The sequence below is a fragment of the Parashewanella hymeniacidonis genome (assembly GCF_016900895.1).
In the GTDB taxonomy this organism is placed as follows: domain Bacteria; phylum Pseudomonadota; class Gammaproteobacteria; order Enterobacterales; family Shewanellaceae; genus Parashewanella; species Parashewanella hymeniacidonis.
This window is the reverse complement of sequence record NZ_JAFEUN010000110.1, coordinates 1-14,851: the sequence shown is the minus strand read 5'-3', so window position 1 is coordinate 14,851 and position 14,851 is coordinate 1. Positions and strand designations below refer to the sequence as shown.

Sequence of the window (14,851 nt, the reverse complement as noted above, 5' to 3'; positions counted from 1 at the left end):
ATCTTGGGTGGTGTTATGTTGGCATAAGCTGCAATTACGATGACCACACGATAGCGGTAAATCTTGATAACGATGGCAATCATCACACTGCCACTGACTGCACCCTTTATTAAAGGTTTTGCAGCTGAGCATGGCATTCATCGCTTGATGGTGTTCATGTTCATCAGCTCGTCCTCTTTATAAACGAAAGTGCTAGCGGCTTCCTCCAGACCAACCCTCGCGGATAAGCCCTTGCCATTCGCTAGTAGATATCGTTTAATAACATTAAGTTAATAAACGGTGATCTTCCTACAGAGGACTTTCACCTCATTAGTTCACGCCCATGCTGGGCGTACACAAGGCAATCAACTGGACAAATACTGGTTGGCTCCTACGCTACGCTTCGGATTATAGCCAACAAGTATTTGCCCGTTATTGCAAGCGTTAGTAGTTTAATTGGTAACTGAAAAGGAAATTTGTACTTGAAACTCTTGCACAGAATATTATTACTTGTAGCACTAATTTTTACAGCCCTTGCTTGTCATCTCGCAGGTAATGCAACGGGAACTGTTACATTTATTGTTTTAGGTGTGGCGTTTGAGTTACTTTTTTGGCTTCATTTAATTCCAAGTAAAAAAAAGCAAAATCAGTAACCTAAAGGTCAACGACTAATAAATAAGGATAGGCGTAGCGCAGCCTGCGCCTTATCTGGTTGTTGAACCAGCCCGACGCTACTTATATATGCAAATATCTCAGAAATAATTTTGTGATGTGAGTGAGCCATTTTTCAGCTCACTTTTGTTTAGATATGACTCAGCCTTAGTGGCGCATCTATGATGCTTATTACCACTAATACTCTGTTGCATTAACTTGTCTTTTTCTGTTTTTATTACCCTCTACGTTAAATTAGTGCCATTATCCTTATTATTAAGTGGTTGTTTTGTCAGCCAAACGCACTTGAGCGAACGATACCCATAAACTATGCGAACGCAGGCTGTGACAACAACGAACTGACTGCGAGCGCAGCAGCAGATATTGTAAATTTTTTCATTTTTATCGACCTTAATAATTTTTATTTGTCCGCCCTTTTGATGCCACAGTGAAATACTGTGACATACCACCCTCGGGCAATGCGATTTTGCCATAGGCGAACGATTATTGATCGATACAATTTAATTAAATGTGACAGTTGTTACTTATTTGAACAAATGTAAAATTACTGTCACATTTCTGGTTATAACGAAGGCTATTTAAATAACAATTTCATCTTACAATAGAGTTAATAACTATATTTTAACGCCTTTGATAGAATATATGAGTGGAACAAGTTGCCCCTTGTGGCGCATTATATATTTACCTTCTTCGGCTTTTTCAAGCCCATCAAAGCAATTATATGGGCTATAAGGGAACTCATTAAACTGCTCAATTTTAATGCCTGATTTAATCAACGCATTCAATACTTCACTAATCGGATGAGGCCATAAAACGACCGTAGATGTCTCCTCTCCGGCATTCTCTGAATAAGTTGCTTCTTCTTCGATATCTGGCTCGTTTTTATAAAAATACGAGTAACCTTCAACAATATCGTAGATAGGGTGAAACTCAGCCATATAGAAAGTACCACCAGCATTAAGCTTGTTTGAAATCAATTGTGCCCATTTATCCAGATCGGGCAACCAACAAATAACCCCATAGCTGGTATAGACAATATCAAATTTGTCATCTGACTTTTCATCAAATGAATAAACATCACTGCACACAAACTGACTGTCAAGTTCTACAGCGCTGGCTAATTCTTGAGCTTTTTCGATAGCAGATGAAGATAAATCAACACCTGTCACTTTCGCACCTCTGCGCGCCCAGCTCAATGTATCTAATCCAAAGTGGCATTGAAGATGAAGCAGTGATTTCCCAGTAACATCACCTAATTCACTTAATTCAATATCATTTAATGTACAGTCCCCTTTTATAAATCCATCGACATTATAAAAATCAGACTTTACGTGTATTTCGGTACGCTTATCCCACGTTTCCTTGTTTACTTTTAAGTAATCCATACTTTTATTCATCCCAATTAAAGCTGTATTCTTTTTCTACTTTCGCTATGCTCACTTTGTAAGCGGAATACCATTTTTGTTTTCCAAATTGTTGAGCAATTTGATGCTCACTGTCCTGTTTCCATTGTTTAATTGCGTTCAAACCTTTCCAATAAGAAACAGTGATACCAATTTCATTGCGTGCGGATTCAACACTGAGAAAACCTTCTGAATGACTCGCAAGCTCGAGCATGAGTTTTGCCATCTCTTCATAGCCCGTGATGTCATCACCGAGTACTGAAGTAAAGATGACCGCATAAACTTCATCATCTAAGTTTTCCAAACGCTGACTCATTTAATCGGTGAACTCCGTTATCTTTTGCCGCTTTCGGTTCACGGTCAGTTGCGTAACATCTGGTCTTGAATAGTGACCAGTCGGATCAAAGTTTTGCCTTTCTTCTCGGACTATTGAATGATCAACTGAAGCGACAATCAGCGCTTCTTCGTCTAATACAGGTTCCACGAGCCAACTTCCATCTGGTGCAGCAATACACGAAGCACCATTGGAGATAATCCCTTCATGTCTTTTAAGAATATCATCACGATACAGAAGACCTTCCGGCATATCTTGAGAGCGCATTAAGCCCGATACTGAAAGAACATAGCTGCGGCTTTCTTTTGCAATAAAGCGAGTAATATCTTGTGTATTCTGTAATGCGCCCGGCCACACAGCGACATGTAAATCTTCTCCTTGCGAGTACAGTGCTGTTCTTGGAAGCGGCATCCAGTTTTCCCAACAATTGAGCCCGCCAACTGTAAAAGAGCCTAATTGATGTACTCGTAAACCATTACCATCGCCAGGAGACCATACCAAGCGTTCTTCATAGGTTGGTTGCAACTTCCGATGAACTGACTGTATTTCGCCTTTTTGGTCAATATAAACCAAAGAGCAATACAAGCTGTGGCCACTTCTGTCTTGAGCCCGCTCTACGATGCCAAGATAAACAGATATTTGATGCTTTTCAGCAACGGCACAAACTGAATCTAAATGCCCGGCTTCGATGACTACCGCTTGTTTTGAGTACTCTGCAAAGAATGCCTTTTGAACTGGGTCATCAAAGTTAGCACCGGATGTCCTTTCAACCCAATACGGGTACCCGGGAACTAAGGCTTCTCCAAAGGTAACAAGTTGGCAACCTTGCTTACCCGCTAACTCAATCGCCGCAACGACTTTTTGCAAAGTTGCATCACGATTTAGAAATACTGGAGCCAATTGAGCAAGTGCCACCTTTATTGATTCATTTGAAACATCACGATTGCTGGGGGCAGTAATAATTTTCATCTGAGCTCCTTAAAGTTCTTCTTGCTCACCGTTGAAGGTTCCTCTCACCGCTTTACCTTGTTCGAGAAACAATATTTGCCCTGATTCACCACGTTTTATACTTGTATCAACTGCAAACATTTGGCCTTCATGCAGCTTTTTAATTTCATCTTGCGATGTATGACCAACTACAATTCTACTAGCGCCGTATTTCCTGAGTATTGCATCTACTTGATCGGCTGAAAGATCGTTTTTAAAATAACCTCTATACCAAATCGGGCTTTCTGAATTATGATATTTTGAAAAGTCATCAGAGACTTTAATGTCTTTTTTTATCATATCAATGGTCTTTCGATAGTCAGAATTCACCTCTTTAAGCGGCTTATTATGCATTGAAAATGACATTGATATTCCACCATGTGTATACAAGGTGTCATCAACCTTAATGACCGTAGCCTTGCTGCGTAACCATCGCCCCATTACCGTATCTTTTGCGAATAGATCTTTATAAGGCTTCTTGAGCAATTCAGATGTTTTTAAGTATTTATCATGTAAATAGCGTTCGTCACCTTGCAGAACCATATATTCATGTTTACCGAGTAAGTAATGTACTTTACCGCCAGCATCGCTAGCTTGCTGTTCAAGCTTTTGAATTAACCATAACGTCTCAACGACACTTGGCCCTCTATCAAATATGTCGCCAGTAATCACAAAATGACCATCACCAAAAGACCAGTCTTCATTTTCATCAATGATATTATTATTTTTAATCAAAGTGACAAACACATCATGCTGGCCATGAACATCACTTAACACAGCGACCTTGCCATTACTCTTAAACTCAGAAAGTTCATCAATAAATTGTGTAGGTAGGGATTCAAGCGCCAATTCGGAATGAGCAACTGCGCCATGATTAACTCGAACCGATACAAGCTTTTCAGGCTCAATAAAAACATACGGACCATCGCTATAGCTATTCTTGTCAGGTATTGTTAGATGAATCTTTGCGGTATAGGCATCAAATAACTGATAACCAAAAAAACCTGTTACAACCAAAAGCGCAGGTAAATAGATTTTTTTTTGCATTGCGAGTCCTTATTGTCTGAACATGTCAGCGTCGCCGGATACATTACATTGATCCACCCTGACTGTATTGTTTCCACGAACCACTTTCCAGCAATCGTCATATACCCATACCTGAAAATGCTAGATTTCAGCGAGAATCACAGCTTGTTAATCAAGGCGACAGTGTGCGGCAATAGTGAGCTATTGTTAGCACTGGCAACACAGAGTAACACGCTGTGCAACTCGCACTGCGTGGACTTCTCAGCACCAATTCTTCTTTGTTACATTAGCTCGAAAGAATCCCGATATTCCTTCGCTAATGCGCCTCAAAGAATTGGCGATGAGAAAGTCCTGAAACATGCATCTTCAGGTATCATGGGTATAAATAGAACAATAACATAGTGCTATTTCTGTTTCTCTATAATGCTTATTGTGTTTATGTATATTGTCGCTGATCACCAAAATGGGTTTTAGGATTGATTCGAAGGCAATACTCGATTGCCCATATGGGATTGCAAAAAGCTAACAAAATCATCGAGTTCAGGAATTTGAACCCACGTTTCTATCGGCTTCCCTTTATATTTAACAACCGCATATTTGATGATAGCGGGGCCATTACCACTATTTGCTAAAACATAAGCAAATTGTTTGTCATTGTACGTTCTTGAAAGCTCTAACCTCGGCCAAACTAATGCTTTAGCGTAAGAACGATCAATATAAGTAGAATAAATAGAGGTGATTGTCGTAACGACACTGATCAATAGTGCTGATACAGCGATGATCATTTCAGGCTTTACGAGCCAAGCCTTTTTTTGTAGAGGTTTGTTCTTGTTCTGTTCTTGTTCTTCCATGTTCTTATTTTTTCTTCAACTGTTGAAAGGTAACCATTCACCAGCCCCGTATTGACTTTTCAAATAAACAGTGAAACTTACTTGCGGGGTGGTACTTGTGTCACAAAACAATGGCAAGCTTGTAGTTATAAATGCCAATAAACGGGAGTTTGAGATTGTCAATACCCCTCTGGTGAATGCTTACGTTGAAAGAGGCTTGTACTTATACCCATGATACCTGAAGATGCTCGATTTCAGCGAGAATGCACAACTTGTTAATCAAGGCGACGGTGTGCGGCAATAGTGAACTATTGTTAGCACTGGCAACGAAGAGTAACAAGCTGTGCAACTCGCACTGCGTGGACTTCTCAGCGCCAATTCTTCTTTGTTACATTAGCTCGAAAGAATCCCGATATTCCTTCGCTAATGCGCCTCAAAGAATTGGCGCTGAAAAAGTCCTGAAACATGCATCTTCAAGTATCATAATGGTATATACTCCAAGACAAGCCGTTTTAATTACTAAATCATGTTACCAAGCTAGATTGCGCCCTTTACAGTCGTAAAAGCCACCATTTTTTTCGTCATTCAAATTATCCAATAATGTTTTTAAACCATTGGCAGATTCAGCAGTGCCAATCGATGCATTAGGTCCGCCCATGTCTGTCTGCACCCAGCCAGGATGTAACGCAACAGCTTTGACACCGTCATCTTTACCATCCATAGCAATGGATTTTGTGATGGCATTTAATGCTGATTTTGATGAACGATAGATGTAAGCCCCACCACTTGTATTCTCACCCATAGACCCCATTGCTGAAGACATATTAGCAATGGTTCCTTTCGCCGATTTCACGTTCGCATAAAAAGCTTCGGTAATTTTCATAGGTGCTATCGTATTAATTTCTAGCACTTTTCGCCATTCATCTACGTCGGTATTACCAAATGCGACACCTTTCGGCCCATAATAACCCGCATTATTAATCAACAAGTGAATCATCGTACCATTAAGTTGTTGAGCAAGTTCGGTCACATTCTCATAATTCGTAACATCGAGCTCATAAATATTTAAAGCATCAAACTGTTCATTTAATTCCTCTAAATTAGATGCAACAAGTGGGTTTCGACAACAAGCGATGACATTCCAATTATCTTTTAAATATGCCTCAACAAGTGCTAGACCAATACCTCTGTTCGCTCCTGTGATTAAAACGGTTTGCTTCATATGAACCTCATTGATTAGTTAATTCTGTCTATTTGGAGAGAGCCATGCCTAATGGGTTAAAGTAATTAAGCATTGACTGCATAATGACATGTCTGTGTTCTTTAGTCGGAAAAACACCTAATGAAAGTGACTTTGATTCAAGACTCCCCGAAACTAAGTAATTATTTTTTATCTTAGTCTCGGTTTCGATGCAAGCTTCAAATGCTCTTGCCATTATTTCAGTTGGTTGTGAGTAGTAATTAATTTGGTTTTTCTTATCAATTTGCATCCCCTTTTTTACAAATTCATGGGGATGATTTCCACAATCCGAAAGCAATACGTTTTTAAAAACTTCATGCAATCTATCATTGAGCGGGTGTGGTTTCATTGGTTGATCGAGTAACCATAGATCACTTGCAAACTTCTTTCTAACATCTGAATACACAAATACTTTGTCAGCAATGTAGTGATCAAAAGCATGCCAAAACTCATGAGCTAACGCACCAGCTCCGGCATTTTTTGCCAAGGCTAGCTGCCTTGCATTGACATCATAATGGGCTTGCACATGCTTACGTCCACCATGCCCAAACGCTAGACTTAAACTTTCACGTAAACCTATTGCATGAGGCGGTAAATTAAGAATAAAAGCGAGATCTGCTAAAGAATCAAAAATTAAGTTTGCGGCTTTTAGCGATTCATCTTTCGTTACCCAACTGCCAACTCGGACATGATACAAATTAAATGTTTGTTTTATATCGAGAAAATCAACCTGCTCGCCAAAACGATAGTCTGGACCATTTCTATGATATTGTTTAGTAGATAACATACCCAACATATTTGAAATTATTGAGTTTACTGTAGATCAAGGATGTAATTAAGCTAATTTTATCATTTCTTTTTTATAACCTGACAAGCGTCATCAAATGATTTATAAAACGAGGATTCTTTTGTATGAATACTTTTAGCAACTTGCAAAGGTGTTTTTCCATCTTGATTAGTTTTTATCAATAAGCTTCTGGCAGCATTCTTGTCCTGACAATTTTCAGGAACTCCTTCAGATTTGGTATATTTCAAAAGTGCAAATACCGCTTCAATTCTACCTGTTTGAGCTGCGAAATGAAGTGGCGTATTTAGGCGATTATTTGCCAATCCAAGATCGACACCAGGGATAGAGCAACAATGACGTAAGATGTCCGTTTTACCTAAAGTCACAGCGAGATGAACACAAGATTCACCAGCACTACTTTGAAAATTTAATAAATCAGATTTATTTGTATCTGAACCATCCGCTGTTTTTCTTATTTCATCTAAAGCTGATTCAAAAAACGTTATCGATTTAGCAAATCTGACCAACTGATGAGTCATCCTCTCACCGTAGGGGTCAAATTCAAAATATGGAAGTGTTGGAAGTTTATCTAAAAGTGCAATTAATGCTTCACAGTTTTCAGCTACCATTACTTTTGCAACTACTGATAAACCTTCTGAACTTAAAAGCTCCGTAGCGATAGATTGTGTTAATGAAACAGCTGTTTCGCCTGCTTTTACCTTAAAAACTTCGTCTAGATATTGAGAAAAAATACTATTTCTACCCACTTTAATTGCATTATCAATAATTCTCGGAAGTACGTCTTCTTTGACCAGCGATACAGAACTAGAGCGGTCTGTTTTTAAGTCAGTATATTCAGTATGTAACTCGTTTAATTCTGCAATAAATTCAGTAATTTTAATTTGTAATTGCTTCGTTGGTCGCTCTTTATCAGTAAATGAGTTTATGCTGGATAATTGAAGTAAGATGCGCAACCTTCCAACTGACAAGTCATCACTCGTTGTTTCTATTTCATTGATTAACTTTAATAGGTTTGAAGTCACCCCTTTTATATATTTACGCTCTTCAGAATTTTTCATTGAAGACAATATATGCGTTTTTAAAGGAGAAAGATCAACAGACAAATCAGGAACGTCATCACCACCAAGAGTTTTAAAATTCATTAAGTGGGAATTTAGAGTCGAATTAAGATAAGCTAAAGCCTTCGAAAACTGTTGTCTCTCATCTGGTTGATGAGGGACAACAGAAACGGTGCCAACAGGAACTATTTGTTCAGCCATATCAAACACTTTATTGGGATTTGTAAACAATTCTATAACAAGTAGCCCCCTATCCAGATTAAATTTTGTTAATCAAAATCTGGATAGGATTGTAACGTTAAGTGGCTTTTTTGAATTTTGTATAGACTGGCTTGAAACCTTCTGGTCGAGATTTGAGCATCTTTAAAAACCACATATATTGCTCAGGGTAAGCACGGATACTATCTTCTACCATTTTGTTGAGCGCTTCTGCCTCGGTGTACTTACATTCAACACAAGATAAGTCGTACGCTTCCATGACACAAAGTTTAAAGCAATGTTCTTTTCGGTCGTAACCGATTTTTACAGGTAGCACTTCTGCATTTCCAGCCTTTGCAAGACGGGATACCACTGGTAACGTCGCTTTCATCGTTCCAAAGAATGGGGCAAAGACGCTTTGCTTAGTCCCAAGATCTTCGTCTGGTAAGTAAAAAAAACTATTTCCTTTTTTAAGTTCACCAAGCAATGCACGAATACCGGCTTCTCGTTTATAGACGTTTCCACCTCGGCTACTTCTTATTTTTAAGCTAAACCAATGAAATAGTGGGTTACGATGTGCCTTTGCCATTGCAACCATTGGTAACTCAAGGTTTAGGCGTAAACCGGCATGCTCAACGCCCCAAACATGCGGAAGAATAAACATAATGGGTTTACCTTGCGCTCTCGCTTTATGAATATTCTCTACACCAGATAACTTAACTCTTCTTCTCAAAGTTCTTTCTGAGCAACAAAGCAATTCAGCTTGAGCAACCAACGTCATCACAAACTGTTCAATATTCGTTGCTAAAAGTGAATCGATTTCTTCAGCAGATTTTTCCGGGAAACATGTCTCTAGATTTTGTTTAGCGATTCTTAATTGCTTCTTAGCGAGCTTTTTTACTAGACGTGAAACTGCACAAGCAATAGGTTGGAGGATAGCTGCTGGAAGAAGCCCAAAAAGAAATAAAACCGAAATACCTATCCAAGTAGGCCAAAGTTTTGGATGGCAAAGTCCAAAATGAAATTTACAGCAAAAAGTTTTATTTTTTCCTGACAAAATGTAGCACCTTATAGCACGAATATCCCAAGCTCCATCGTTTAAGATCGATACTTGATACTCTTATTTATTATTTTTATGTGTTCCATATATGTAAACCGTGTGTTTATAAAAATGGAATATTGGGATTATAGCGATTTTAGACTAAAGATTCATCCCCAAAGTTCATACTAAATTCCTAGGAAAATAATAAATTTTGTTAACAGTAAAATAAGATTAAAATAACCTTTCGATTTATAAACAGTTTTAATCATCATGAACCAATTGAATTTTGATATTAATTTTTTTGTAGATAATATCTGGCAAAAAAAGCCAATAGTTATAAAAAAAGGCATAAGGGATTTTAATGACCCAATTTCTCCAGAAGAGTTAGCAGGTCTAGCTATGGAGTCCGATGTTGCTTCAAGAGTCGTAGTAACAAAGGGGGACGATTGGGAAATTGTTCATGGCCCTTTTGAGGATTATGAGACATTTGGTGAGCAAGGTTGGCAACTTTTGGTTCAAGCTGCTAACCACTGGCATGAAGCATCTACAAACTTTACAGAGGCCTTTCGATTTTTACCAGACTGGCGATTTGATGATTTAATGGTTTCTTTCGCAGCAGTGAATGGTGGTGTGGGCCCACATATAGACAATTACGATGTCTTTATCATTCAAGGTTCAGGAAAGCGACATTGGAAAGTTGGCAATAAGGGGAAACATAAACCAAGACATAATGATCCTCAGTCTGCACTTGTTGAAGACTTCAGTCCAATAATCGATGAAACACTGGAACCTGGTGACATCCTGTACATTCCTCCAGGTTTTCCCCATTCTGGCACGACACTGGAAAACTCGATGAGTTACTCTCTTGGTTATCGGGCACCTAGCCAACAAGAGCTATTTAACGACCTTGCTGATTTTTTAATGGATAATGAGTTAGGTAAACAGAGATATGAATCAACAATCAAGGCTACTGGAAAAGGAGCGGTAGGTCGTTCGGAACAGGTAGATTTGATGCAACTCATTTCTGATTTTGTTAATACTCCAGAGAATCATCAAGCTGCTTTAGGTACGCTACTGAGTAAGAATAGATTTGAGTTGGACATCAGCCCGGACGATTCCATTGAAGCTGAAGACATTATTTCGTCTATCAATGATGGATGTGACTTTACCCGAATTGGTGGTTTGAAAGTGCTTTGCCTTGAACAAGACTGTAAGCGAAGACTATTCGTTGACGGCGAAAGCTACTCTTTTAATCAGACATCAGAAGAAATACTGGCTTATTTATCTGATCACTTAGTATTGGAGAATGATTGGCTCAAAGAACAGGTTAAGGATAATGAGTTGTTGGACTTTTTAACTCAGATGTTTCAGCTCGGGTATGTTTATACCCATGATACCTGAAGATGCTCGATTTCAGCGAGAATGCACAACTTGTTAATCAAGACGACGGTGTGCAGCAATAGTGAGCTATTGTTAGCACTGGCAACGAAGAGTAACATGCTGTGCAACTCGCACTGCGTGGACTTCTCAGCGCCAATTCTTCTTTGTTACATTAGCTCGAAAGAATCCCGATATTCCTTCGCTAATGCGCCTCAAAGAATTGGCGCTGAAAAAGTCCTGAAACCTGCATCTTCAAGTATAGGGTATATGTCCAAGAATAAGCATTAATCAACACCGATTAAAAAGAGGCTCATCACCTCTTTTGAATCATGATAGGCGAAAAATTAGTTCTCGCCCCACAATTTATCATCTTCTTGCATCTGATAAAGGCTCTGAGCACGTGAAATAAGCAAGTCAGCATACTTAGCTTGAGTTGCATCACGTGTTACACCTGATCGAATAAGGTTTTCAGCCTTTAATTGCCAAGTCATTGAAAAGTGACGGACAGCTTCACGAGCAGTTTTAGCAACATTCACGTCAACCATATCTGATGGTAAGTCACCAGACATTACCCAATAAGTTTTCTTAGTAGGTTGCTTAGACTCCATCTTCCAAACCGCCATATAAGGGGCTAGGTAACGGCTTTCTTTATCAAGAACTTTACTTGGAATTACACCTTTTTCTGCCATGAATCGATTTGCTTTCTGAAACTGTGCTCGAATCCACTCAGCGCGCATTTGTTCTAATTGCTCTGGAGTCGGCTCAGCCTGTTGTGTCTGCGCTTCAGCATTTAATTCTTCGTTTTTAATTTGCTCTTCAGCCATTACTTCTATTCCTTGCTTATTACTGTTTGTTATAACCATTAACGATAATGGAGTTTACGTGCATAAAACCATTATTTAACCAACTTAATAAAGTGGAAACCTATATTGCCACATGTATCAAAAATATTGCACATTTCATTTTGTTGAGACTATCGCGAAATGCTAAGGTTTCGCAACAACAATAACAAGTAATCAAATAGAAAAATCTGTTGATGAATATAACTACAACATCGGAGATAAACTAGTGACAGTATTTAGTAATCTGTCTTTTGACGATCACGAGCAAGTCGTTTTCTGTCAGGATAAAGCAAGCGGTTTAAAAGCCATCATTGCAGTTCATAACACCAATCTTGGGCCTGCTGTTGGTGGTTGCCGCATGTGGAACTATGAATCAGATGAAGACGCAGTGAATGATGTGCTGCGCCTATCACGTGGTATGACATATAAGAATGCTTTAGCCGGTTTAACTATGGGTGGTGGCAAGTCCGTCATCATTGCAGACAAAAACAATGTCGATCGTGAAAAGTTATTTAAAGCATTCGGCCGTGCAGTTCACCAGCTCAGCGGTAAATATTATTCAGCTGAAGATGTCGGCGTTTCAACGACTGATATCATGATTGCATTGCAGGAAACACCTTACATGGCGGGTCTTGAAGGCAAAAGTGGTGATCCGTCACCGTTTACGGCTTTAGGCACATATTTAGGTATAAAAGCCGCTGTAAAACATCAAAAAGGTTTAGATTCTCTAAAAGGCTTAAAAATCTCAGTTCAAGGTGTTGGACATGTAGGTTACTGCCTTTGTAGGCATCTACATGATGAAGGTGCGGAGTTAATTGTAACTGATATCAATCAAGACAACTTAAACCGTGTTAAACAGGATTTTAACGCAGTTGTTGTAGCACCAGAAGATATTTATAAACAAGACGTCGATATTTATGCGCCTTGTGCTCTTGGTGCAACAATTAATGATCAAACACTTCCGCAATTAAAAGCAACAATTGTTGCTGGTTGTGCAAACAATCAACTTGCCGAAGCACGTCATGGTGAGCGCTTGAAAGAAATGGGGATTTTGTTTGCACCTGATTATGTTATTAATGCTGGTGGCATAATCAATGTTTCTTTTGAACAAGATTATGATGTGAAAAAAGCAACAACAAAAGTTGAAAAAATTTACGATACTTTGCTAGAGATTTTCGTGAAATCAGATGAGCAAAACCGTACAACAAATGTAATTGCTGATGAAATGGCTCGTGAAATTATTGAAGCAGCAGCTAAATAACTGTTGATTCAGTTGTATGAAAAGCCCTTCGATAAGTGAAGGGCTTTTTTTGTCTCATTGATCTCTACAATCCATTCATAGAAAAGTGAATCTGCAGAAAGTCTAAACTCCGCTTGCTGGAACAGTAAGTGCGACAGATTTAGTTTTATTCAAATGCATAATGGCCGCAATAAGCATACTCACTGATATAAATATCATTGCAATTGCTGTTGCAATTGCTGCGCCTTCGATGTCGAATATTGGAAGTAATAACCAATTCAAAACACCATTAAGTAACGTTCCAATGATAAGCAACATGACGGTAAGATTTTGCTTACCATTGAACTGCAACCAAGTAATTGTTCCTGTAGAAAGAATGCAAACAATATAGCTAAAACATAATGTCAGCAGTGTTTGATAAGCCAGCTCAGTATCGTGCCCATAATAAGATAACGCTTCATGACCATAAACCACGATAATAAGAAAAAAAGGTAAAGCACAATATAGGGGAAGAGTAAGACACTTTTTGAGTGTTTTAAATATTTGCTCTCTACTGCCATCTTGAACAGCAACAATTTTTACTGCAAGCAAATAAGCAAAACCATATTCTAAATCGAAAAAAATCCAGCTAATTGTCTGAGCTGCAGCAAAATGCCCTACTGCGCCTTCACTCCCTAAAATTTCAATCATAAAAATATCAATTTTTTGTATTAAGTATTGAGTCCCTGTTGCTATCATTAAGGGTATAGAAACCTGTAACCAATCTTTTTTTGCTTTGCCAAGCGTTATTTTATGTTTTGGAATTAAATTTAAATTGTTCAACTTAAAAAAGTTGAACATTAACAATCCAATACACGTCATGAGAACAGCGTAAATAACGTGTTTGTCTGTAACCTCTTCCATAAATAAAATGATAAATGCAAAGATACAACCACTAATGAAACCATAGCCCAATGAGAATGGTAAAACAGCCAGATTAAGCTTATTTGCAGCTTGTAGTACACCACTTAACAAGCTGTAGATGGAGTAAACAGGCACGATCAAAACAGCGATCAATATTGAGTGATAATGACTTGTGTTAAATATTGCTACGTGCAAAAAATATAAAATTGCCATTATGGCTGTAATTACTATTGTTGCGAACAAAATAAGTAATGTAAAAAACTTTACGTACTCCCAACTGGCATTACTCGTCTTACTCTTTACTTGATCGCTCAAAAATTTTGGCGCTGCTGCTGCACCACCAATGGATGCAAATATGGCGCAAAGATAAAAGAATGCTTCGGCAACCTTAAAATCACCGTAACTTTCAGGCCCAAGTTGCCTCGAATAAAACACGTTAACTAAAATGGCGACAATAGATCCTAAAACGATAAATGCAATGAATTTAATATCTTCTATTGAGTCTTTAGCAATATCTGAGCGCACCGATTTTCCCTTTTCTACAGGCATAAAAAAAGTATAGATGAGTTTAAATGAATTAGATTATTGATTAAGAAACTGATAGTTGTTGATTTTCACAAATCATCAATTGTGGCCACTAAAAACTGTTCCAATAGTTTATTGGGATATGTAAAAACTAGGGTTATCTCACATCCCATAAATAGCTACGTATACTAGGGGCTATCTGTCTTTGTTAATGTTTCGAGGCTCATATCGTAATTCAAACTGCTCTGATAAACTTGTCTAAGTGTTTGCCTTTGAGATACTTTTCAAAATGGAAATTCTCAGTATAGTTAACCTAATTAGCAACAAGAAATGCTACGAAAGGGTTCGTCAATTGAGGTGGAAAGAAGGCGTTACTTGTCCACA

Annotated in this window: 13 protein-coding genes and 1 pseudogene; 2 read left to right on the top strand and 12 right to left on the bottom strand. The window is 38.4% G+C overall.

Annotation, left to right across the window (positions count from 1 at the left end; all coding sequences use genetic code 11):
* The 10 genes and pseudogenes from JQC92_RS23275 to lpxM all read right to left on the bottom strand — a co-directional run.
* Positions 1-159: pseudogene (locus JQC92_RS23275) on the bottom strand (transposase zinc-binding domain-containing protein); the annotation flags it as partial.
* Positions 160-1,265: 1,106 nt separating this feature from the next.
* Positions 1,266-2,036: a class I SAM-dependent methyltransferase gene (locus JQC92_RS17845; RefSeq protein ID WP_205000911.1), complete on the bottom strand. Its 771-nt coding sequence runs from the start codon at positions 2,034-2,036 to the stop codon at positions 1,266-1,268.
* A gap of 4 nt (positions 2,037-2,040) precedes the next feature.
* Positions 2,041-2,370, bottom strand: a complete 330-nt coding sequence (locus tag JQC92_RS17840; RefSeq protein WP_205000910.1) for an antibiotic biosynthesis monooxygenase family protein — start codon at positions 2,368-2,370, stop codon at positions 2,041-2,043.
* Complete coding sequence (locus tag JQC92_RS17835; protein WP_205000909.1) at positions 2,371-3,357, bottom strand: carbon-nitrogen hydrolase family protein; 987 nt, start codon at positions 3,355-3,357, stop codon at positions 2,371-2,373.
* Positions 3,358-3,366: 9 nt separating this feature from the next.
* Entirely contained in the window at positions 3,367-4,422 is a 1,056-nt protein-coding gene (locus JQC92_RS17830; RefSeq protein ID WP_205000908.1) for a metallophosphoesterase, read from the bottom strand.
* 449 nt (positions 4,423-4,871) lie between these two features.
* Entirely contained in the window at positions 4,872-5,252 is a 381-nt protein-coding gene (locus tag JQC92_RS17825; protein ID WP_205000907.1) for a hypothetical protein, read from the bottom strand.
* 508 nt (positions 5,253-5,760) lie between these two features.
* Positions 5,761-6,453 carry an SDR family oxidoreductase gene (locus JQC92_RS17820; RefSeq protein WP_205000906.1) on the bottom strand — a complete coding sequence of 231 codons (693 nt, stop codon included), beginning with the start codon at positions 6,451-6,453 and terminating at the stop codon, positions 5,761-5,763.
* 28 nt (positions 6,454-6,481) lie between these two features.
* On the bottom strand, positions 6,482-7,258 hold the full coding sequence (locus JQC92_RS17815; protein WP_205000905.1) for a CLCA_X family protein: 777 nt from the start codon (positions 7,256-7,258) through the stop codon (positions 6,482-6,484).
* Positions 7,259-7,320: 62 nt separating this feature from the next.
* Positions 7,321-8,538 (bottom strand): ankyrin repeat domain-containing protein, encoded by a 1,218-nt coding sequence (locus JQC92_RS17810; RefSeq protein ID WP_205000904.1) that lies wholly within the window; start codon positions 8,536-8,538, stop codon positions 7,321-7,323.
* Positions 8,539-8,635: 97 nt separating this feature from the next.
* Positions 8,636-9,592 (bottom strand): lauroyl-Kdo(2)-lipid IV(A) myristoyltransferase, encoded by a 957-nt coding sequence (gene lpxM, locus JQC92_RS17805; protein ID WP_205000903.1) that lies wholly within the window; start codon positions 9,590-9,592, stop codon positions 8,636-8,638.
* A gap of 255 nt (positions 9,593-9,847) precedes the next feature.
* On the opposite strand from lpxM, the gene JQC92_RS17800 reads away from it, so the two are divergent.
* Positions 9,848-10,978 carry a ribosomal protein uL16 3-hydroxylase gene (locus JQC92_RS17800; RefSeq protein ID WP_205000902.1) on the top strand — a complete coding sequence of 377 codons (1,131 nt, stop codon included), beginning with the start codon at positions 9,848-9,850 and terminating at the stop codon, positions 10,976-10,978.
* A gap of 323 nt (positions 10,979-11,301) precedes the next feature.
* Here JQC92_RS17800 and JQC92_RS17795 read toward each other — a convergent pair whose 3' ends face one another.
* Positions 11,302-11,781, bottom strand: coding sequence for a DUF4826 family protein (locus JQC92_RS17795; protein ID WP_205000901.1), 480 nt, complete (start codon positions 11,779-11,781; stop codon positions 11,302-11,304).
* A 244-nt stretch (positions 11,782-12,025) separates the two neighbouring features.
* On the opposite strand from JQC92_RS17795, the gene JQC92_RS17790 reads away from it, so the two are divergent.
* The gene (locus tag JQC92_RS17790; RefSeq protein ID WP_205000900.1) at positions 12,026-13,060 is read left to right on the top strand and encodes a Glu/Leu/Phe/Val dehydrogenase dimerization domain-containing protein; all 1,035 of its coding nucleotides are present in this window, start codon (positions 12,026-12,028) and stop codon (positions 13,058-13,060) included.
* Positions 13,061-13,162: 102 nt separating this feature from the next.
* On the opposite strand, the gene JQC92_RS17785 is transcribed toward JQC92_RS17790, so the two are convergent.
* The gene (locus JQC92_RS17785; RefSeq protein ID WP_205000899.1) at positions 13,163-14,467 is read right to left on the bottom strand and encodes an oligosaccharide flippase family protein; all 1,305 of its coding nucleotides are present in this window, start codon (positions 14,465-14,467) and stop codon (positions 13,163-13,165) included.
* Between the last annotated feature and the right edge of the window lie 384 nt (positions 14,468-14,851).

Bases quoted from the DNA above. Each gene is read 5' to 3' on its own strand.
- JQC92_RS17835 (WP_205000909.1), bottom strand. From the start codon at position 3,357: ATGAAAATTATTACTGCCCCCAGCAATCGTGATGTTTCAAATGAATCA.
- JQC92_RS17845 (WP_205000911.1), bottom strand. From the start codon at position 2,036: ATGGATTACTTAAAAGTAAACAAGGAAACGTGGGATAAGCGTACCGAA.
- JQC92_RS17810 (WP_205000904.1), bottom strand. From the start codon at position 8,538: ATGGCTGAACAAATAGTTCCTGTTGGCACCGTTTCTGTTGTCCCTCAT.
- JQC92_RS17825 (WP_205000907.1), bottom strand. From the start codon at position 5,252: ATGGAAGAACAAGAACAGAACAAGAACAAACCTCTACAAAAAAAGGCT.
- JQC92_RS17840 (WP_205000910.1), bottom strand. From the start codon at position 2,370: ATGAGTCAGCGTTTGGAAAACTTAGATGATGAAGTTTATGCGGTCATC.
- JQC92_RS17800 (WP_205000902.1), top strand. From the start codon at position 9,848: ATGAACCAATTGAATTTTGATATTAATTTTTTTGTAGATAATATCTGG.
- JQC92_RS17795 (WP_205000901.1), bottom strand. From the start codon at position 11,781: ATGGCTGAAGAGCAAATTAAAAACGAAGAATTAAATGCTGAAGCGCAG.
- JQC92_RS17815 (WP_205000905.1), bottom strand. From the start codon at position 7,258: ATGTTATCTACTAAACAATATCATAGAAATGGTCCAGACTATCGTTTT.
- JQC92_RS17830 (WP_205000908.1), bottom strand. From the start codon at position 4,422: ATGCAAAAAAAAATCTATTTACCTGCGCTTTTGGTTGTAACAGGTTTT.
- JQC92_RS17820 (WP_205000906.1), bottom strand. From the start codon at position 6,453: ATGAAGCAAACCGTTTTAATCACAGGAGCGAACAGAGGTATTGGTCTA.